General features: G+C 46.2%; 23 protein-coding genes. 3 read left to right on the forward strand and 20 right to left on the reverse strand.

The annotated features are described in order from the left end of the window. Window positions 1-77: 77 nt before the first annotated feature. The 20 genes from rpsQ to kefG all read right to left on the reverse strand — a co-directional run bounded on the left by rpsQ (window position 78) and on the right by kefG (window position 15,545). Window positions 78-332: a 30S ribosomal protein S17 gene (rpsQ, locus tag AACQ79_RS14770; RefSeq protein WP_013855925.1), complete on the reverse strand. Its 255-nt coding sequence runs from the start codon at window positions 330-332 to the stop codon at window positions 78-80. Beyond that, a complete protein-coding gene (rpmC, locus tag AACQ79_RS14775) occupies window positions 332-523 on the reverse strand; it encodes a 50S ribosomal protein L29 (protein WP_010318766.1) in 192 nt (63 codons plus the stop codon). The genes rpsQ and rpmC overlap by 1 nt, the downstream gene beginning before the upstream one ends. Then, window positions 523-933 carry a 50S ribosomal protein L16 gene (rplP, locus tag AACQ79_RS14780; protein ID WP_010318765.1) on the reverse strand — a complete coding sequence of 137 codons (411 nt, stop codon included), beginning with the start codon at window positions 931-933 and terminating at the stop codon, window positions 523-525. Before rplP ends, rpmC begins: the two co-directional genes overlap by 1 nt. A gap of 11 nt (window positions 934-944) precedes the next feature. After that, window positions 945-1,643, reverse strand: a complete 699-nt coding sequence (rpsC, locus tag AACQ79_RS14785) for a 30S ribosomal protein S3 (RefSeq protein WP_010318764.1) — start codon at window positions 1,641-1,643, stop codon at window positions 945-947. A 19-nt stretch (window positions 1,644-1,662) separates the two neighbouring features. Continuing rightward, entirely contained in the window at window positions 1,663-1,995 is a 333-nt protein-coding gene (gene rplV, locus AACQ79_RS14790) for a 50S ribosomal protein L22 (protein ID WP_026027327.1), read from the reverse strand. A gap of 10 nt (window positions 1,996-2,005) precedes the next feature. Beyond that, window positions 2,006-2,284: a 30S ribosomal protein S19 gene (rpsS, locus tag AACQ79_RS14795; RefSeq protein ID WP_010318762.1), complete on the reverse strand. Its 279-nt coding sequence runs from the start codon at window positions 2,282-2,284 to the stop codon at window positions 2,006-2,008. A 20-nt stretch (window positions 2,285-2,304) separates the two neighbouring features. After that, entirely contained in the window at window positions 2,305-3,129 is an 825-nt protein-coding gene (gene rplB / locus AACQ79_RS14800; protein ID WP_013855922.1) for a 50S ribosomal protein L2, read from the reverse strand. Window positions 3,130-3,145: 16 nt separating this feature from the next. Further along, the gene (gene rplW, locus AACQ79_RS14805) at window positions 3,146-3,448 is read right to left on the reverse strand and encodes a 50S ribosomal protein L23 (protein ID WP_010318760.1); all 303 of its coding nucleotides are present in this window, start codon (window positions 3,446-3,448) and stop codon (window positions 3,146-3,148) included. After that, entirely contained in the window at window positions 3,445-4,047 is a 603-nt protein-coding gene (rplD, locus tag AACQ79_RS14810) for a 50S ribosomal protein L4 (protein ID WP_010318759.1), read from the reverse strand. The genes rplW and rplD overlap by 4 nt, the downstream gene beginning before the upstream one ends. Window positions 4,048-4,063: 16 nt before the next feature. Continuing rightward, window positions 4,064-4,693 carry a 50S ribosomal protein L3 gene (rplC, locus tag AACQ79_RS14815; protein WP_013855921.1) on the reverse strand — a complete coding sequence of 210 codons (630 nt, stop codon included), beginning with the start codon at window positions 4,691-4,693 and terminating at the stop codon, window positions 4,064-4,066. Between the two features lie 14 nt (window positions 4,694-4,707). Further along, on the reverse strand, window positions 4,708-5,019 hold the full coding sequence (gene rpsJ, locus AACQ79_RS14820) for a 30S ribosomal protein S10 (protein WP_001181007.1): 312 nt from the start codon (window positions 5,017-5,019) through the stop codon (window positions 4,708-4,710). 422 nt (window positions 5,020-5,441) lie between these two features. After that, window positions 5,442-6,182, reverse strand: coding sequence for a 23S rRNA (guanosine(2251)-2'-O)-methyltransferase RlmB (gene rlmB / locus AACQ79_RS14825; RefSeq protein ID WP_017042851.1), 741 nt, complete (start codon window positions 6,180-6,182; stop codon window positions 5,442-5,444). A 17-nt stretch (window positions 6,183-6,199) separates the two neighbouring features. After that, complete coding sequence (gene rnr / locus AACQ79_RS14830; protein WP_017046740.1) at window positions 6,200-8,647, reverse strand: ribonuclease R; 2,448 nt, start codon at window positions 8,645-8,647, stop codon at window positions 6,200-6,202. A gap of 161 nt (window positions 8,648-8,808) precedes the next feature. Continuing rightward, window positions 8,809-9,444 carry a flagellar protein MotX gene (gene motX, locus AACQ79_RS14835; RefSeq protein ID WP_013855917.1) on the reverse strand — a complete coding sequence of 212 codons (636 nt, stop codon included), beginning with the start codon at window positions 9,442-9,444 and terminating at the stop codon, window positions 8,809-8,811. A gap of 218 nt (window positions 9,445-9,662) precedes the next feature. Further along, window positions 9,663-10,961 (reverse strand): adenylosuccinate synthase, encoded by a 1,299-nt coding sequence (locus AACQ79_RS14840; protein WP_013855915.1) that lies wholly within the window; start codon window positions 10,959-10,961, stop codon window positions 9,663-9,665. A gap of 129 nt (window positions 10,962-11,090) precedes the next feature. Further along, window positions 11,091-12,032, reverse strand: a complete 942-nt coding sequence (locus AACQ79_RS14845; RefSeq protein WP_013855914.1) for an isoaspartyl peptidase/L-asparaginase family protein — start codon at window positions 12,030-12,032, stop codon at window positions 11,091-11,093. 216 nt (window positions 12,033-12,248) lie between these two features. Continuing rightward, window positions 12,249-12,845, reverse strand: a complete 597-nt coding sequence (gene slyD, locus AACQ79_RS14850) for a peptidylprolyl isomerase (RefSeq protein ID WP_013855912.1) — start codon at window positions 12,843-12,845, stop codon at window positions 12,249-12,251. Window positions 12,846-12,942: 97 nt separating this feature from the next. Then, the gene (locus tag AACQ79_RS14855) at window positions 12,943-13,143 is read right to left on the reverse strand and encodes a YheV family putative zinc ribbon protein (protein ID WP_010318749.1); all 201 of its coding nucleotides are present in this window, start codon (window positions 13,141-13,143) and stop codon (window positions 12,943-12,945) included. Window positions 13,144-13,174: 31 nt separating this feature from the next. Continuing rightward, on the reverse strand, window positions 13,175-14,974 hold the full coding sequence (kefB, locus tag AACQ79_RS14860) for a glutathione-regulated potassium-efflux system protein KefB (RefSeq protein ID WP_017046742.1): 1,800 nt from the start codon (window positions 14,972-14,974) through the stop codon (window positions 13,175-13,177). After that, window positions 14,958-15,545, reverse strand: a complete 588-nt coding sequence (kefG, locus tag AACQ79_RS14865; protein ID WP_026029181.1) for a glutathione-regulated potassium-efflux system ancillary protein KefG — start codon at window positions 15,543-15,545, stop codon at window positions 14,958-14,960. The genes kefB and kefG overlap by 17 nt, the downstream gene beginning before the upstream one ends. Window positions 15,546-15,677: 132 nt before the next feature. Here kefG and AACQ79_RS14870 point away from each other — a divergent pair, with 132 nt between their 5' ends. From AACQ79_RS14870 to AACQ79_RS14880, 3 genes are read left to right on the forward strand one after another with little or no spacing between them, the layout of a single operon-like run. Beyond that, window positions 15,678-17,597 carry an ABC transporter ATP-binding protein gene (locus AACQ79_RS14870; RefSeq protein WP_094165215.1) on the forward strand — a complete coding sequence of 640 codons (1,920 nt, stop codon included), beginning with the start codon at window positions 15,678-15,680 and terminating at the stop codon, window positions 17,595-17,597. Window position 17,598: 1 nt separating this feature from the next. Then, the gene (locus AACQ79_RS14875) at window positions 17,599-18,078 is read left to right on the forward strand and encodes a TIGR02444 family protein (RefSeq protein WP_010318745.1); all 480 of its coding nucleotides are present in this window, start codon (window positions 17,599-17,601) and stop codon (window positions 18,076-18,078) included. 56 nt (window positions 18,079-18,134) lie between these two features. Continuing rightward, window positions 18,135-19,142, forward strand: a complete 1,008-nt coding sequence (locus AACQ79_RS14880; RefSeq protein ID WP_094165217.1) for a hydrolase — start codon at window positions 18,135-18,137, stop codon at window positions 19,140-19,142.

The following is a 19,142-nucleotide window of genomic DNA, read 5'->3' on the forward strand; positions in this document are numbered from 1 at the left end:
TCCTAAGATTGGGTAGACAAAAAATAAACGGCTCCAAAAAAACTTTGGAGCCGTTTAAAATCATAGAATAACGATGATTACATCTTCGCTTTTTCTATAACTTTAACCAATGTCCAAGACTTAGTCTTAGACAGAGGACGACACTCACGAATCTCAACGGTATCGCCTAGGCCACACTCGTTGTTTTCGTCATGTGCGTGTACTTTAGTCGTACGCTTTACGAATTTACCGTAAATTGGGTGTTTCACCATGCGCTCGATAGCAACAGTGATAGATTTATCCATCTTGTCACTAATAACACGACCTAGTTGAGTACGAATTTTGTCGCTCATTATTCGCCTGCCTTCTCAGTCAAAACAGTTTTAACGCGTGCGATATCACGGCGTACAGCTTTCAAAGTATGAGTTTGCTGTAGTTGACCAGTTGCAGCTTGCATGCGCAAGTTGAACTGTTCACGTAGCAAATTCAGTAGCTCAGCGTTAAGCTCTTCAGCGCTTTTTGCGCGTAGATCTAGTGCTTTCATCACATCACCTGTTTAATTACGAATGTAGTTTTGAATGGCAGTTTACGAGCCGCTAGGCGGAACGCTTCACGTGCCAATTCTTCAGGTACACCGTCCATTTCGTACATAACCTTACCAGGTTGGATTTGGGCTACCCAGTACTCAACGTTACCTTTACCCTTACCTTGACGAACTTCTAGTGGTTTTTCAGTGATTGGCTTATCTGGGAACACACGGATCCAGATTTTACCTTGACGCTTAACGTGACGTGTCATTGCACGACGTGCCGCTTCGATCTGACGAGCAGTTAGACGACCACGTCCAACGGCTTTAAGACCAAATGTACCGAAGCTTACGTCAGTACCTTTAGCTAGACCGCGGTTGCGACCAGTATGAACCTTACGGAACTTAGTGCGTTTAGGTTGTAGCATCAGTCGACTCCTTACTTACGGCCTTTACGCTGCTTCTTAGGCTTGTCAGCCTTTGGCTCAACAGCGTTTGCAGCTGGCATACCACCAAGGATTTCACCCTTGAAGATCCAAACTTTAACGCCGATCACACCGTATTGAGTGTGAGCCGAAGAAGTTGCGTAATCAATGTCAGCACGTAGAGTGTGTAGAGGCACACGGCCTTCACGGTACCACTCAGAACGTGCAATTTCAGCGCCGCCAAGACGACCGCTTACTTCCACTTTGATACCTTTAGCGCCTAGACGCATAGCATTTTGTACCGCACGCTTCATAGCACGACGGAACATAACGCGACGCTCTAGTTGAGACGCGATGCTATCAGCCACTAATTGGCCGTCTAGCTCAGGCTTACGTACTTCAGCGATGTTAATTTGCGCTGGTACACCTGCAATTTTAGCTACAGCTGCGCGTAGCTTCTCAACGTCTTCACCTTTCTTACCGATAACAACGCCTGGGCGAGCAGTGTGGATAGTCACACGAATGCTCTTAGCAGGACGCTCGATAACGATGCGTGATAGAGACGCTTTTGAAAGTTCCTTAGTAAGGAACTGACGTACCTTGAAGTCGCCGTCTAGGTTGTCAGCGAAATCTTTGGTGTTAGCAAACCATGTAGCATTCCAAGGCTTAACGATGCCAAGACGAATACCATTAGGATGTACTTTCTGACCCATTGCTTACTCTCCTAGTCTCTTAGCGGTCTGCTACAACAACAGTGATGTGGCTTGAACGCTTCAAGATACGATCCGCACGGCCTTTTGCACGAGGCATAATACGCTTCATGACCGGGCCCTCATCTACGAAGATTTTAGCGACATTAAGATCGTCGATATCTGCACCTTCGTTGTGTTCTGCGTTAGCGATAGCTGACTCTAGAACTTTCTTAACTAATACAGCCGCTTTTTTGTTGCTGAAAGTTAGGATTTCAAGAGCCTGATCCACAGATTTACCACGGATTAGATCTGCAACTAAGCGAGCTTTCTGAGGAGAAATGCGAGCAAAGTTATGTTTAGCAATAGCTTCCATCATTTACTCCTTAGCGCTTCTTAGCTTTCTTATCCGCAGCGTGACCACGGTAAGTACGAGTTGGTGCGAATTCGCCCAGTTTGTGACCGATCATTTCATCAGTGACAAATACTGGAACGTGCTGACGACCATTATGGACAGCGATGGTCAAACCAATCATTGATGGAATGATCATTGAACGACGGGACCAAGTCTTAATAGGCTTTTTGTCTCCGCTTTCCACCGCTTTCTCTACCTTCTTCAGCAAGTGTAGGTCAATAAATGGACCTTTCTTGAGAGAACGTGGCATGGCTTATCCTCTTATATAGATTACTTATTACGACGACGTACGATGTACTTGTCGGTGCGTTTGTTGCTACGAGTCTTGAAGCCCTTAGTAGGCATACCCCAAGGAGATACTGGGTGACGACCACCAGATGTGCGGCCTTCACCACCACCGTGTGGGTGGTCAACCGGGTTCATTACTACACCACGTACAGTTGGACGTACGCCGCGCCAGCGTGAAGCACCAGCTTTACCTAGTTCACGTAGCATGTGCTCAGAGTTACCAACTTCACCGATTGTTGCACGGCCTTCAGAAAGTACTTTGCGCATTTCACCAGAACGTAGGCGGATAGTTGCATAAGTACCGTCGCGAGCGACAAGTTGAGCATATGCACCAGCCGAACGAGCTAGCTGTGCACCTTTACCAGGCTTAAGTTCAACACAGTGAATAGTAGAACCCACTGGGATGTTGCGCATTGGCAGAGTGTTACCTGCTTTAATTGGCGCATCAACACCAGACTGGATTGTATCACCAGCTTGAACACCTTTAGGTGCGATAATGTAACGACGCTCGCCGTCTGCGTACAGAACTAGAGCGATATTTGCGCTACGGTTTGGATCGTATTCTAGACGCTCAACTTTCGCTGGGATGCCATCTTTAGTACGTTTGAAGTCAACCAAACGATAGTGTTGCTTATGACCACCACCGATATGACGTACTGTGATACGACCGTTGTTGTTACGACCACCATTCTTAGAGTTTTTCTCTAGAAGAGGTGCGTATGGCTTACCCTTGTGTAGGTCAGCGTTAACAACTTTAACGACGTGACGACGACCAGGGGAAGTCGGCTTACATTTAACAATAGCCATTATTCAACTACTCCTGTTATTCCGCGCCGCCAACAAAGTCAAGATCTTGACCTTCTTTCAAAGTCACATACGCTTTTTTAACGTCGCTGCGGCGACCTTGGCGTAGACCTTGACGTTTGGTCTTACCCTTAGTGATAAGAGTATTTACAGACTTAACTTCAACTTCAAATAGCTTTTCTACAGCTGCTTTGATCTCTTTCTTAGTTGCATCTTTTGCTACTTTGAAAACGATAGTGTTCGCTTTCTCAGCAGTCATAGTTGCTTTTTCAGAGATGTGCGGTGCACGTAGAACTTTTAGTAGACGCTCTTCACTGATCATGCCAGCATCTCCTCAACTTGCTTAACTGCTTCTGCAGTCATTAGAACCTTGTCAAACGCAATTAGGCTAACTGGGTCAAGACCCGCTACGTCACGTGCGTCAACTTTATATAGGTTGCGAGCAGCTAAGAATAGATTCTCGTCTACTTCGCCAGTAACGATGAGTACATCGTTAAGCTCAAGTTCTTTAAGCTTAGCTAATAGCTCTTTAGTTTTTGGTGCTTCTACTGAGAAGTTATCAACAACGATTAAACGCTCTTGACGAACTAGTTCAGAAAGAATGCTCTTCATAGCACCGCGGTACATTTTTTTGTTTACTTTTTGGCTGTGATCTTGTGGTTTCGCAGCAAAAGTAACACCACCTGTACGCCAGATTGGGCTACGAATTGTACCAGCACGTGCACGGCCAGTACCTTTTTGACGCCATGGCTTAGCGCCACCGCCAGAAACTTCTGAACGTGTCTTTTGAGCACGAGTACCTTGACGAGCACCTGCTGCATACGCAACAACTACTTGATGTACAAGGGCTTCGTTGAACTCACGTCCGAAAGTAGTTTCGGAAACAGTTAGTGCGTTAGCACCTTTAACCATCAATTCCATTACTTACTCCTAGACGTTATGCTTTAATAGCTGGTTTGACGATCACGTTAGCGCCAGTTGCACCTGGTACTGCACCTTTAATAAGAAGCAGATTGCGCTCAGCGTCAACACGTACGATCTCTAGGTTTTGAGTCGTTACACGCTCAGCACCCATGTGACCTGCCATTTTTTTGCCTTTGAACACGCGACCTGGAGTTTGACATTGGCCAATTGAACCCGGTGCACGGTGAGACAAAGAGTTACCGTGAGTCATATCTTGGGTACGGAAATTCCAGCGCTTAACAGCACCTTGGAAACCTTTACCTTTAGATGTACCAGTAACGTCTACTTTTTTAACTTCGTTGAAAAGTTCTACATTTAGCTCAGTGCCAACTTCAAACTCTTCGCCGTTTTCTAAACGGAATTCCCAAAGACCGCGACCAGCTTCTACACCTGCTTTCGCAAAGTGACCAGCTTCTGGTTTAGTTACACGGTTGGCTTTCTTAGTACCAGTAGTTACCTGGATTGCTGCATAGCCGTCAGTCTCAAGAGTTTTCACTTGAGAAATACGGTTTGCTTCAACCTCAACAACAGTTACTGGGATAGAAACGCCTTCTTCAGTAAATACGCGGGTCATACCCACTTTACGTCCGACTAGACCAATCATTCTTCTAATCTCCCTTAACCTAGGCTGATTTGTACGTCAACGCCAGCAGCTAGATCTAGGCGCATCAGTGCATCAACAGTTTTATCTGTTGGCTCAACGATGTCGATTAGACGTTTGTGAGTACGAATTTCGTACTGATCACGAGCATCTTTGTTGACGTGTGGAGAGATAAGAACAGTGAAACGCTCTTTACGAGTAGGAAGTGGAATAGGACCACGAACCTGTGCGCCGGTACGCTTAGCTGTTTCAACGATTTCCGCTGTAGAAGCATCGATTAGTTTGTAATCGAACGCTTTTAGGCGGATACGGATACGTTGGTTCTGCATGAGACAGAGCTCCAATAATTAAAAATTACACAAACAATATCGCCACTCAAACTCGTTAAAACGAGAGAATGCCGATTGATTTATGTGAAACCGTAGTGCCAAAATTAGGCACATTGTCAGTTAATTTTCGATTAACTTTAATCTATTACTAAACGCAACAGAGCTAATTGTATTAACTGCGAACATAAGCTGAGTATACGTTACTAAACTAACAGCTAGGTCAGTTTACTCCTCACTGCTCATTGGTTCACAACTGGATTTAACCAGTGCGGTGCATTATACAGATCACCATTACACATGCAAGCGCTGTGTAGAAATTAAACTTATAAACTATCTATTTCTTCTTTCACTGAGGAAGTATAGAAGGGATAGAAAGATGAGGTGAGCACTCACGACCCTATCCTTTTATCCCTGTTGCACAATTATACAGCTTGGCGCTGTCTCACTGCTTCAAACAGACAGATCCCAGCCGCTACTGATACGTTTAGGCTAGAAACGGTGCCCGCCATCGGTATTTTGATCAGATCATCGCAGGTTTCGCGCGTTAAACGGCGCATACCATCCCCTTCAGCGCCCATAACAATCGCAAGGGGCCCTGTCAGTTTGGCTTGGTAAATGTCATGCGTCGCCTCACCGGCAGTGCCAACAAACCATACGCCTTGTTCTTGAAGGGCGCGCATGGTACGTGCAAGATTCGTCACTCGTACTAAAGGCACAGTTTCAGCAGCGCCACAAGCGACTTTGCTGACCGTTGCCGTCATTGGTGCTGACTTATCTTTCGGTACGATCACTGCAGCGACCCCGGCAGCATCGGCGTTACGTAAGCATGCGCCGAGATTATGCGGATCGGTAACACCATCCAAAACAAGTAATAGCGGTTGTTCATGCTGTGCGATGATTGCTTCTAAATCATGCTCATTAAGCTGTTTTGCTGGTTTTACACGAGCAATGATGCCCTGATGATTCGCCCCTTGAGCCTTGTCATCCAATGTTTTACGTCCCATCTGTTGAATAGAGACACCGCAATGTTGCAGTTCATTTAACAGTGGAAGCAGGCGATCATCTTGTCGCCCTTTCAGTACAAACGCTTCTATCAATCGCGCTGGATCTTTTTCAAGTACAGCGCTGACCGCGTGAATACCATAAATACATTCGTTACTCATGATTTACCCATTGATCGTTATTTACTAGCACGCGCTTTATTTGCTTTGGCCGCGGGTTTCTTTTTGCGTGCTTTTGTTGTTTTGCTTTTTTTTCGTTCAGGTTTTGAGCCTTCACTACTTTTTTCATCTGGGCGTTTAGTCGCTTCAACTAAAGGAGTTGCCTTTCCTTTACTTGACGTCACCTTCTTGCCACGTGCTTTCTCTCGTGCATCCGTTGCACGTTTCTTCGCTGTCTTGCCTTCTCCGCGCAGCTTACGGCTAGTGCCCACGATTTCAAAGTCAATTTGACGATCATCCAAGTTGACGGATAACACTTTGACTTTAACGGCGTCACCTAAGCGATAGATGTTGCCAAAACTTTCGCCGATCAATCGTTGTCCCACGGGATCAAATTGATAGTAGTCGTTCGCTAGCGTTGAAATATGGACCAATCCATCAATGTGCAACTCAGTTAAACGAACGAAGAAACCGAAACCTGTCACGTTGGCTATGACTCCATCAAGCTCTTCGCCTACATGATCTTGCATGTATTCACACTTGAGCCAATCAGATACTTCACGCGTCGCATCATCAGCACGGCGTTCTGTCATTGAACATTGCTGACCATAGAAGTCCATGTCATCAAAAGAGTAGTGATAACCACCTGTGGTTGTCCAACGGTCGGTGTGATTACCCGATTCTTTGGCAATCAAATATTTAATTGCGCGGTGCAATAGGAGATCAGGGTAGCGACGAATAGGTGAAGTAAAGTGCGCATAGCGTTTGAGCGCTAAACCAAAGTGACCACAGTTATCCGCGTTATACACAGCCTGCTTCATGGAACGCAGTAACATGGTTTGGATCAACTCTTTGTCTTGGCGCTCACCAATCTGTTTCATTAAGTTAGCGTAATCGGTTGGCGAAGGCTCTAGCCCACCCGCTAAGTTCAAACCAAGCTCGCCTAAGAAATCCCTAAAGCCGGTCAAGCGCTCTTCTCCCGGTGATTCATGGATACGGTACAGAGCGGGCTCTTTCGCTTTTTCCACCAGCGATGCTGAAGCAATATTAGCGAGGATCATGCACTCTTCGATTATTTTATGCGCATCATTACGTACAACAGGTTCAATGCTGTCGATTTTACGCTCAGCATTAAAAATAAACTTAGTTTCAATCGTTTCAAATTCGATACCGCCACGCTCATCACGCGCTGCTTTTAGCACCTTATACATCGAATAGAGTTCTTCAAGATGAGGAACCACGGCTTGATAACGTTCGCGTAGCTCTTCATCCCCTTCAAGAATGGCGTGTACTTTGTTGTAAGTTAAACGGGCATGAGAGTTCATCACGGCTTCGTAATGTTTGTAACCCGAAATTTTGCCCGTTGCAGAGACTGTCATCTCGCACACCATGCATAGACGGTCGACTTGTGGATTAAGTGAACAAAGACCGTTCGACAGTACTTCCGGTAGCATAGGGACGACTTGCGATGGGAAGTAAACTGAGTTACCACGGTTGATCGCTTCTTTATCAAGAGCCGTATCGGGGCGCACATAATAACTTACGTCAGCAATCGCAACCCAGAGACGCCAGCCACCACCTTTTTTGGCTTCGCAATAAACCGCGTCATCAAAGTCACGCGCGTCTTCACCATCAATAGTCACTAAAGGTAATTGACGCAAATCAACGCGCCCTTGCTTCGCCTCTTCTGGAACTTCTTCTCTCAGGTTTTCGACTTGCTTTAATACTTCTTGCGGCCACTCATGAGGGATCTGGTGAGTGCGAATCGCTATTTGTGTCTCCATACCGGGAGCCATATTTTCCCCAAGTACCTCAACAACCCTGCCTGTCATTCCTCTTGCTCTGGCACCACGATCGGTAATTTCAATCACCACCACGTTCCCCATGCGAGCTCCGCCTTTGTGCTCATTAGGGATCAAGATGTCTTGAGTGATGCGTGAATCATCGGGCACGACATAAGAGTAGCCATTTTCGAGGAAGAAACGCCCAACAAGTTGGGTTTTACGTTCTTCCAAAACTCGGACCAAACGCCCTTCTTTACGGCCTCTTTTATCCGTGCCTGTCGGTTGTACCAGCACGTAGTCGCCATGAATAATGGTACGCATTTGGTGATGAGGTAGCAAAACATCGTTATCTTTGCCAACGCTGCCATCAGGACGAACCCACCCATGACCATCTTTATGTCCGATTACGTGACCTTTGATCATTTCCAGTTTTTCTGGCAATGCATAGCATTGGCGACGAGTAAATACCAATTGGCCATCTCGCTCCATCGCACGCAAACGACGGCGTAGCCCTTCGTATTGCTCTTCACCAGACAAACCCAATGCCTCAAAAAGATCATTACGATTCATCGGTACATTGGCTTCGGTTAGAAATTCGAGGATGAATTCTCGGCTTGGAATTGGATTTTCGTAATTGCTAGATTCTCGATCCGCAAAAGGATCGTTATTGATAATTTCAGACATAGGCAGACCTGCTAAAGCAAGGAGAGATAGCCAGAGTATAACTGACTCACGGCAGAAGCTACAGCAGCGTATTGATTATTATAGGCTAATGCGTTAGAGGAAAAGCGTAGAAATGACTTCGCCCAACCGTGTGGGCGAAATAAGAAAAGCAATAATGAAGGCTACCAAAACGTATCTCTGCGCTTGGCTCGCGCAACCACATTTTGTGGCATTCGCTGCTCTAACCCCTGCCGGAGCATAGAGATCCGAGAATGTATTCTTTGATCGATAGTCACCGAATTATAGAGCCAGCGATAAGCATCTTCATAATCAAGCGGGCTGCCATAATCACGCAGCAAAAGCTCAGCTAGATGGATACGAGCATTAATATTGCCCATCGCAGCGGCTTCACGCAGATAGGGAATAGCTCGCTCTTTATCCTGCTGTACTAAAGTACCACGCGAATAATAACGCCCAAGCTGCTCTAACGCAGCGGGTAAACCTTGATGAGCTGCATTTTCCATATAGTACAAGCCAAGTTCGACATCTTGATCTACACAGACCCCCCACGCTAGCATATCTCCATACAAAAACTCGTAGGAAGGCAGGCTGATGCGAGTAGCACGCGCAACAATATCTTCTACCAATTGGCAGTTGTCGGCCTTGACTTGCTCTAAATGTTTATTTTGCTCAATTAACTTGATTAGTTCAGCTTCGGTGTAAATAGGGACTGGCTCACCCACTTCCGCCACGTTGGCATGACTCAAGGATGAGGTCAGCGCTAAAAACAATGAAGCTGCTACCGTTCGTAGCTTCATACCTGCACTCTTTATGTCTATCGATAGCCTTAAAATTATAGCCTCAGTTTCATCTAGGGCTGGGCTTGATAACTTTATCGACCAGTGCGGCAAACTCTTTAGACAAAATTTGCCGTTATTCGGCCATTTATTGCCACACCAAGGACAAAATATCATCAATACAGGTATAAAAAAACCGGCTCTGAAAGCCGGTTTTAAAAACGTTTATCAATCAACCATTAAACTGAAAATGGGTGAACCTTGATAATGGTTTCGTTACGATCTGGACCTGTAGAAACGATGTCAACAGGTACACCAGTCAACTCTTCAATACGTTTGATGTAATCAAGCGCCGCTTGTGGCAGGGCATCAATTGATTTAGCACCGAAGGTATTTTCAGACCAACCAGGCATAGTTTCGTAAATAGGTGTTACCGCTTCAAAAGCGTCAGCTGCCATTGGTGATACTTGAGCAATTGAGCCATCTGGCATTTGGTAACCCGTACAGATTTTTAGCTCTTCTAGACCATCAAGTACGTCAAGTTTAGTCAAGCAGAAGCCTGTGACTGAGTTAATTTGAATGGCGCGACGCATCGCTACCGCATCAAACCAACCACAACGGCGCTTACGGCCTGTTGTAGCACCAAACTCATGGCCTTTCGTGCCTAGGTGATTACCGATTTCATCATCCAATTCGGTTGGGAATGGACCTGCACCAACGCGAGTACAGTAAGCTTTCGCGATACCTAGAATATAACCTAGATGACGAGGGCCGAAACCAGAACCTGCAGCAACACCACCAGCAGTCGTGTTAGAAGACGTTACGTATGGGTATGTACCGTGGTCAATATCAAGCATAGTACCTTGCGCACCTTCGAACATGATTTTGTCGCCACGCTTACGCGCTGCATCAAGTTCATCGGTCACGTCGATCACCATCGAAGTCAGCAAATCAGCATAGCCTTGTGCTTGCTCAAGTACGGATTCGTAGCTTACTGGTTCAGCTTTGTAGAAATGCTCAAGTTGGAAGTTATGGAACTCCATCACTTCTTTTAGCTTTTCTGCAAATGAAGCCATATCGAACAAGTCACCAACGCGTAAACCACGACGAGCCACTTTGTCTTCATAAGCAGGACCGATACCACGACCTGTCGTACCAATTGCTTTTTTACCACGAGCCGTTTCACGAGCTTGGTCAAGCGCAATGTGGTAAGGAAGAATAAGTGGGCAAGCTTCAGAAATGAAAAGACGTTCGCGGACTGGAATACCACGCTCTTCTAGAGGCTTCATTTCATTGATTAGTGCGTCAGGTGAAAGCACAACACCGTTGCCGATGATGCATTTCACTTTATTGCGAAGAATGCCGGATGGAATTAAATGAAGAACGGTTTTTTCACCGTCAATGACCAAAGTGTGGCCTGCATTATGGCCGCCTTGGTAGCGAACCACGTATTTTGCATCTTCAGTTAAAAGGTCTACGATTTTACCTTTGCCTTCGTCACCCCATTGGGTGCCTAGAACGACTACGTTATTTCCCATCTTTCCAAGTCTGATTGCTAGTTAAAAAAGGATTCTAGCACCGAATCCTTTTCCTTGCAGTCCTTTTTTAAACACGAAAATGTCATAAAAATATAACTTAATAAATGATTCAGTTATTAGGCACGTAAGTTACTCATCCGAATATATTTTTACGATTAGCTCTCCTTGACGATCAACACAAGCACGGTACATACCGGAACTGTTCATTGCAAAATGAATGTCGCCTTGCGCATCAATGGCGATCAATCCACCCTCACCACCGAGCGTTTTAAGTTCACCCTGAATAATGGTTTCACATGCGGTATGAACATCTTCTTTTAAATAACGCATGCGAGCGGCAACGTCACTGGCAACCATTTTACGAATGAAATATTCCCCCATGCCCGTTGTCGATACCGCCACATTACCATTTTCAGCCACCGTTCCTGCACCGATGATGGGAGAATCGCCGACGCGACCAAATTTTTTATTCGTGATGCCACCGGTACTAGTAGCAGACGCAAGGTTGCCTTGTTTATCCAATGCAACTGCGCCAACAGTGCCAAATTTCTTGTCATCTGGGAATTTTGATTCCGACAAAGCAAATTGATTGTTGCTTTTCATCGCTAGCAACTGTTCATAACGACGCTCAGTAAAAAAGTAATCTTGTTCTGTATATTGATGCCCTTGAGTAAAAGCAAACGCTTCTGCGCCCTCACCAATCAACAACACATGATCACTGTGCTTCATTACATCACGCGCGAGCTGCACCGGATTTTTAATGTGCCGAACCCCAGCGACCGCGCCTGCGTCCATCATTTTGCCATGCATGACAGAGGCGTCCATCTCCACCATCTCTTGATGCGTTAACACCGAACCTTTTCCTGCGTTAAACAACGGAGAGTCCTCAAGTATTTTCACAGCCTCAACCACCGCATCCAGTGCATCACCACCTTGTGCCAGTACTTGATGCCCCGCTCGGACAGCACTTTCTAGCGTGTTCAAAATATCGCGCTTTAATGATTCGCTCATTTGTTGACGAATGATGGTTCCAGCGCCGCCATGAATTGCTATAGCAAAAGGTTGTGACATGAGAATTCCTTAACTTAATAAATTGAGAGGCAATACACTTCTGTTCTACACATTAACTATACCCAAATAACTTGAAGTTGCAGGTAGGCGGCAAGTGAGTACTGTAATAATTAACAAGCAACAAAAAAGCGCTAATCGCATGACGATTAACGCTTTCCATTTCATTGTATCAGTCGGTTATTACTGCCTACTTTGGCACTACCAACCAAAAAATGATTAATGTGAACCGCAGCTGCCGCCACCGCAACAACCTTCTTTTTTCTCACCATGGTCATGGCCTTCACCACCACAGCAACCACCTTCATGATCATGATCGTGGTCATGGTCGTGGCCATGTCCACAGCCACCAGCTTGGTGAATGTGACCATGTTGGATTTCTTCTTCAGTTGCAGCGCGAATCGCAACGACTTCTACATCAAACGTTAATGTTTGGCCAGCCAACATGTGGTTACCATCAACTACCACTTCGTCACCATCCACTTCCGTGATTTCAACTGGAATTTGGCCTTGGTCAGTATCCGCTAGAAAACGCATACCCACTTCAATTTCATCAACGCCTTGGAAAACTTCAGCAGGTACACGTTGTACAAGCTCATCGTTGTATTCACCGTACGCTTCTTCAGGAGCGATAGTTGCTGTGAACTTATCGCCCACAACTTTTCCTTCTAACTCATTTTCAAGGCCAGTGATTAGATTGTTGTGACCGTGAAGGTAATCTAGTGGTGCATCAACTGTTGATTGGTCTACGACTGCACCATCTTCCAATACTAATTGGTAGGCTAGGCTTACAACCACGTTCTTTTCAATTTTCATAACAACTCCAAGGAGGTTTGTTCCTAGGTTGTCATCTTCAAACCTAAGAAATCGATCGGTATGAGGCGTATTATGAAGATCTATTCCAGAAACTCAATTATTCTGGTTTAAAAATCCCGATCATCTCTTGCCGAGCATGTTCACTTTTTTCTACAGATTTGGGCTTTCGCTGCTCATGGTAGTCGCACTCGACACACTCAACGAGCTCTATGTTGTTTTCAACCCACCAGCGCAGAGTATCTTGTGACTGACAACTTGGGCACTTTGCACCGGCAATAAAGCGTTTTTTCTGTTTCACGTTACATCCTACAACTGAATATTGATTGGCGTTATTTTTCCCAATAATGACGAGATTGGCGATCATTATCCATTTCACGCCCAAATATTTCTTCTAGCTCTTTACGTGCCTCTTTGGCGCGCAGTGCGAGTTGTTTGTCTTGGTTATGTTGCGGTAGCAGTTCTTTGAGCATCGCATTATCGAGTTTTCTAAAATGTGCTTCGGCGCGCTTGGCTTGGTAAGGGTGCATGCCCAATTCGACCAGTACTTGTCGGCCGAGGTCCAAAGCGCCTAAGAAAGTTTCCCGCGAGTATTTATCGACCCCATGGCTGAGTAACTGATACGCCTCTACCCGGCTACGAGCGCGAGCTAAGATCTTTAACTGCGGGAAATGGTGCTGACAAAGTTCCACAATTTTCATCACTTCATCGGGCGCATCGGTACAGATGACAATCGCCTCAGCTTCTTCTGCACCCGCGGCGCGCAACAGTTCAAGTTGAGTCGCATCACCATAAAAAACGTTATAACCGTACTCTCTCAATAATTTAATTTGACTGGCATCGCTTTCTAATACGGTAATTTTAATCTTATTGGCGTACATCAAACGCCCTACAATTTGCCCAAAACGCCCAAAACCCGCAATGATAATTTGCGGCTGTTTATTGACGACATCGGAATGCATCTCATCGTCACTGCTGAGGTTCAATTTTCGCGCAAACCATTTGTCCTGAATCGTCAGTAATAAAGGTGTGGTGACCATCGACAAGCTGACCACAACGAGCAAAAAGGCCACTTGATCCGGTGATAGCACGCCCTGCGCGCTTGCCGCTGTGAAAATCACGAACGCGAACTCGCCGCCTTGGCTGAGGATCGCCGCCATTTTGCTGCGCGCTTTGGAACGTGTACCCGATAAACGCGCGAGGAGATAAAGGATTCCTCCTTTCAGCACCACTAGACCTAATACAGCCGCCAACACTTGCAGCGGCGCTTGCGCCAATAAGCCCAAATTAACCGCCATTCCAACGGCAATAAAAAATAGCCCGAGCAATAACCCTTTAAACGGTTCAATCGCGATCTCAAGTTCATGGCGAAATTCACTTTCTGCCAGCAACACGCCAGCAAGGAAAGTACCGAGCGCCATTGACAAGCCAAGCTGCTGCATTAACAGTGCAATCCCAATCACCAACAATAAGGCGGCAACGGTAAAAAGTTCACGCACACCACTGGTCACAATATAACGAAACAGCGGGCTCAATAGAAAATGGCCCCCGACCAGCAAAGCGGTAATGCCACCCAACATCCAAGTCACATCTAACCAGCTTCCGCCAGCGTTGCCTGCCAGTAAAGGCAAAAAGGCCAACATCGGGATGACAGCGATATCTTGAAAAAGCAGTACTGCAAAACCAGACTGGCCAGCTTCACTGCGTGTTAGCCCTTGCTCTTCAATTACGCGTAATGCGATTGCTGTCGAAGAGAGCGCAAGGCCCATACCAATCACTAAACTACTCTGCCAGTTAACGCCTAATAGATAAGCAATACTGGCAATGACTAAGGTACTTACCACTACCTGCGCGCCACCCAAACCAAGGATCGGCCCACGCATCTGCCATAATTTTTTGGGGTTTAATTCCAGCCCAATCAGAAACAACAGCAGCACCACGCCAAATTCAGCAAAGTGTAATATGGCTTGCACATCACTGATTAAACCCAGCCCCCAAGGGCCTATGGCTACACCAGCTAACAAATAGCCGAGCACCGAACCCAGCCCTGCACGCTGAGCAATCGGTACGGCCACCACAGCCGCGGTTAAAAACACCACGCTGCTTTGTAAAAAATCACCGCTTAACGCCATCAAGCTCTCCTTGTGTGGCCAGTGGGTGTTGCAACCAGTGTCGATAATGCTCAGCGTGTTGATAGCGCTCCATATCACTCACATTACGTGACCAGTAGAGAACTAACGGTTCCATCCAGTTCATACAACACAGAGCCGCGGTTAATTCAAATGGTTGGAGAATTTGATCCAGTGGGTATTTGTTGTAGCCCCGCTCATCAAACGCTTCTTTTTTTCCGCCCGTGGTGATGACGCTACGCCAGTATTTACCATGCAACGCCGTCTGTCCGCCGAAGGCAAACCCTTTGGCAAGCACGCGATCAAACCACTCTTTGAGCAGCGCGGGGCAGGAATACATATAAAGAGGGTGTTGAAACACAATCACATCATGCTCAAGTAGTTTTTGCTGCTCTGCGTGCACATCGATAAAAAAATCGGGATAGGTTGCATACAAGTCATGCACTGTGACGTGGGAAAGTGACGCAATATTGAGCAGCATGGTTTGATTGGCGATGGAGTTTAATGGCTCAGGATGCGCATAAATCACCAATATTTTAGGTGTAATTTGGTCAGGCATGACGGTGGTGGACATTTTTGTCTGCGCTCCCAATAGTTATCAATATGTTATTAAGCATAATAACGCAATTTGCATAATGATCGACATTTATCCTTATTGCCCCTACTATTCCACGCGATAACGTCTCGATATGAAAAATAGATTTTTATGATTACCTTCTCTGATATTCAATTACTGCGCGGCGGTAAACCGCTCCTTGAAAAGGCCTCTGCAACTATCCAGCCGGGCGATAAAGTTGGCCTAGTAGGCAAAAATGGCTGTGGCAAATCAACGCTCTTTGCCCTACTCAAAGATGAGCTATCTATTGACGCTGGCTCCTTCAGTAAACCAGCTCACTGGGAACTGGCTTGGGTTGCCCAAGAAACTCCGGCTCTTGATCGCGATGCGATTGAATATGTCATCGATGGCGATCGTGAATATCGTGAATTAGAACGGCGCCTCAGCGTTGCTGAAGAGGCTGACCAAGGAACCTTAGTTGCAGAGCTGCATGGAAAAATTGAAACCATCGGTGGATACAGTATTCGCGCTCGGGCTTCTGAACTGCTTGATGGTTTGGGGTTTAGCCAAGAACAGATGGGATGGAGCTTAACGCAATTTTCAGGTGGTTGGCGGATGCGCTTAAACTTAGCGCAAGCGCTGTTGTGCCGCTCGGATTTACTGCTGCTTGATGAACCGACCAACCACTTGGATTTGGACGCCGTCATGTGGCTTGAACGTTGGTTACAAAACTATCCCGGCACCTTGATCTTGATTTCCCATGACCGCGATTTTCTTGATCCGATCGTCGGACGCATCATCCATATCGAAAATCAAGCCATGAACGAATACACCGGAAACTACTCATCGTTTGAAAATCAACGGGCGCAAAAACTGATCTTGCAACAAGCCATGTACCAGAAGCAGCAAAAACAGATGGTGCACATGCAAAGCTACATCGACCGTTTCCGCTACAAGGCCTCCAAAGCTCGCCAAGCACAAAGTCGTATCAAAGCGTTGGAACGAATGGAAAAAGTGCTGCCAGCTCAATTTGATAACCCATTTAATTTCGAATTTCGAGAGCCTTCGGCACTGCCTAACCCAATCATGATGATGGACGAAGTCTACGCCGGGTATGGTGAACGTTTAATTTTAGAAAAAATTCGCCTCAACCTTGTACCGGGAAGCCGTATTGGATTACTCGGGCGTAACGGTGCGGGTAAATCAACATTAATTAAATTGCTCTCCGGTGAGTTAAAACCGCAAGGCGGCGATCTCACTTATTCGCAAGGTGTAAAGATTGGTTACTTTGCCCAGCATCAGTTAGAAACACTGCATCCAGAAGAGACCCCTCTGCAGCACATGATGCAAATCGCCCCAGATAAAAACGAACTTGAGCTGCGTAATTATCTGGGTAGTTTTGGTTTCCAAGGCGACAAAGCGCTAGAGAAAATCGCTCCGTTTTCCGGGGGTGAAAAGGCTCGCTTAGTGCTTGCGCTAATTGTGTGGCAAAAACCGAACTTGCTGCTGCTTGATGAACCCACCAACCACTTAGACTTGGATATGCGTCAAGCCCTAACGTTTGCCCTGCAAACCTTTGAAGGCGCGATGGTCATCGTCAGCCATGATCGTTATCTACTGCGCGCAACCACCGATGACTTGTACTTGGTGCACGATCGTCAAGTCGCGCCTTTCGATGGGGATTTAACCGACTACTACAAATGGCTGACAGAACAACAGAAAGCGGAACGTAGAGAAGTTCAATCTCAGCAACCTGCCAAAGACAGCAGCAACAGTGCCGCTGCCAAAAAAGATCAAAAGCGCCGAGAAGCGGAATTTCGCATCCAAACCGCACCAATTCGCAAAAAACTGACACAACTCGAAGCGAAAATGGACACATTGAACGCGGCACTGGCGCAAACTGAAGAGCAATTGTCTGATACTTCGCTGTATGAAGCCGAAAACAAAGCTAAACTTACCGAAGTGATTGCGCTTCAAGCTCGCAGTAAATCGGCACTTGAAGCGATCGAAATGGAATGGATGTCGGAACAAGAGACACTCGAACAACTAGAGCAGGAATTCAGTCGCTAAGATGAGCCAAGAGCACGTACGATTATCACTGACCTTAGAACGCTTATGGCAATTCAGTTTGCAATACTACAGCGTGCGAGAAGTGAAAGAGGCGTGCTTAAGTTTACAAAATAACTTCCACGGCAACGTCAACTTATTGCTGCTACTCAAATGGCTTGATGAGCAACAAGTGACGGTTGCCGATGCTGACTGGCAAAATGTCACTCAATGTATCGGTCGTTCAGAAGCGCTGCTGCACAGTTACCGAGAGTTAAGACGACGTTTGAAAAGCATGGTGCCAGATACGCTGTACCGCGAGGCGCTGCAATTTGAGCTGCAGCTTGAAAAGCAGCAGCAAGCTGACCTTGTGGAATGTATCAACGCATTGGCATTGCAGAATAACCATGGTGAACAATTAACGCTGCGTTACTGTCGCCAACTTGGCTGTGAGCATTTGCATCTCGCCTTTAAAACCCCGGCGCCTCATTCTCAAAAACCGTAACTACATCAATTGCTCGCTCGGTGTATACTGGTCGCAATTCATAAAAATAATGCGCTATGGTTATGACTTCATTTATCGCTGCTACTGGACTAACAAATCCACACCTTCAGACTCTGCTTCCTCGTTTGTTGCGCAAACGCGCACGTTTTGAGCCGCTGTGGCAAACGCTGTTTACACCTGATGGTGATTTTTTAGACCTTGCTTGGAGTGATGATTGGCGCTCAGAGCGAGTACAAAATAAACCCCTATTTATCTTGTTTCATGGCTTAGAAGGCAGTTTTCATAGCCCGTATGCCAATGGCTTAATGTACGCCTTCGCACAGCAGGGGTGGTTATCGGTCATGATGCATTTTCGCGGCTGTAGCGGCAAACCGAACCATCTGGCACGTGCTTACCATTCTGGTGAAGTTGAAGATGCACGCTTTGTGCTCGAATACATACGCAAGCAATGCCCGAATCGACCTATCGTGGCGGTGGGTATTTCTCTTGGCGGCAATATGTTGGTTAATTACTTAGCGCAATATAATCACGACCCGATCGTTAGCGCGGCAACCGTTGTCTCCGCTCCGCTCGATCTGTCAGCGTGTTCCACACGCATTGAACAGGGATTTTCAAAGGTTTATCGCGCTTACTTACTGACATCATTGAAAAAAAATGCACTAAAGAAACAGCATCTTTTACATAATGAGTTAGGTATTTCTAACCATCAAATTAAACACATCAAAAAACTTTACGAATTTGACGATCTCATCACCGCGCCTTTGCATGGTTTTCAAGATGCGCAGGATTACTACCAGCAGTGCTCAGGCCTTTCAAAGCTGACACAAATTCGCGTGCCGCTACAAATCATTCAAGCGCAAGATGATCCCTTTATGACGGATGCCGTGATCCCCAAATTTTCCTTACCAGAGAACATCCATTACCGCTTATTTACCCAAGGTGGCCATGTCGGTTTTCTCAGCGGTAGCGCGCTTAAGCCTAAATTTTGGCTCGAAGAAGCACTTCCAACATATTACGAAAACCTGCGTCACGGCAACCCTATTGACCATCAATGCAACGCATGA

The sequence above is a fragment of the Vibrio sp. 3-2(1) genome (assembly GCF_963887575.1).
Lineage (GTDB): Bacteria > Pseudomonadota > Gammaproteobacteria > Enterobacterales > Vibrionaceae > Vibrio > Vibrio anguillarum.

Coding starts and splice junctions, on each gene's coding strand:
- rpsQ (WP_013855925.1), bottom strand. CDS start 332: ATGAGCGACAAAATTCGTACTCAACTAGGTCGTGTTATTAGTGACAAG.
- rpmC (WP_010318766.1), bottom strand. CDS start 523: ATGAAAGCACTAGATCTACGCGCAAAAAGCGCTGAAGAGCTTAACGCT.
- rplP (WP_010318765.1), bottom strand. CDS start 933: ATGCTACAACCTAAACGCACTAAGTTCCGTAAGGTTCATACTGGTCGC.
- rpsC (WP_010318764.1), bottom strand. CDS start 1,643: ATGGGTCAGAAAGTACATCCTAATGGTATTCGTCTTGGCATCGTTAAG.
- rplV (WP_026027327.1), bottom strand. CDS start 1,995: ATGGAAGCTATTGCTAAACATAACTTTGCTCGCATTTCTCCTCAGAAA.
- rpsS (WP_010318762.1), bottom strand. CDS start 2,284: ATGCCACGTTCTCTCAAGAAAGGTCCATTTATTGACCTACACTTGCTG.
- rplB (WP_013855922.1), bottom strand. CDS start 3,129: ATGGCTATTGTTAAATGTAAGCCGACTTCCCCTGGTCGTCGTCACGTC.
- rplW (WP_010318760.1), bottom strand. CDS start 3,448: ATGATCAGTGAAGAGCGTCTACTAAAAGTTCTACGTGCACCGCACATC.
- rplD (WP_010318759.1), bottom strand. CDS start 4,047: ATGGAATTGATGGTTAAAGGTGCTAACGCACTAACTGTTTCCGAAACT.
- rplC (WP_013855921.1), bottom strand. CDS start 4,693: ATGATTGGTCTAGTCGGACGTAAAGTGGGTATGACCCGCGTATTTACT.
- rpsJ (WP_001181007.1), bottom strand. CDS start 5,019: ATGCAGAACCAACGTATCCGTATCCGCCTAAAAGCGTTCGATTACAAA.
- rlmB (WP_017042851.1), bottom strand. CDS start 6,182: ATGAGTAACGAATGTATTTATGGTATTCACGCGGTCAGCGCTGTACTT.
- rnr (WP_017046740.1), bottom strand. CDS start 8,647: ATGTCTGAAATTATCAATAACGATCCTTTTGCGGATCGAGAATCTAGC.
- motX (WP_013855917.1), bottom strand. CDS start 9,444: ATGAAGCTACGAACGGTAGCAGCTTCATTGTTTTTAGCGCTGACCTCA.
- AACQ79_RS14840 (WP_013855915.1), bottom strand. CDS start 10,961: ATGGGAAATAACGTAGTCGTTCTAGGCACCCAATGGGGTGACGAAGGC.
- AACQ79_RS14845 (WP_013855914.1), bottom strand. CDS start 12,032: ATGTCACAACCTTTTGCTATAGCAATTCATGGCGGCGCTGGAACCATC.
- slyD (WP_013855912.1), bottom strand. CDS start 12,845: ATGAAAATTGAAAAGAACGTGGTTGTAAGCCTAGCCTACCAATTAGTA.
- kefB (WP_017046742.1), bottom strand. CDS start 14,974: ATGGCGTTAAGCGGTGATTTTTTACAAAGCAGCGTGGTGTTTTTAACC.
- kefG (WP_026029181.1), bottom strand. CDS start 15,545: ATGTCCACCACCGTCATGCCTGACCAAATTACACCTAAAATATTGGTG.
- AACQ79_RS14870 (WP_094165215.1), top strand. CDS start 15,678: ATGATTACCTTCTCTGATATTCAATTACTGCGCGGCGGTAAACCGCTC.
- AACQ79_RS14875 (WP_010318745.1), top strand. CDS start 17,599: ATGAGCCAAGAGCACGTACGATTATCACTGACCTTAGAACGCTTATGG.
- AACQ79_RS14880 (WP_094165217.1), top strand. CDS start 18,135: ATGGTTATGACTTCATTTATCGCTGCTACTGGACTAACAAATCCACAC.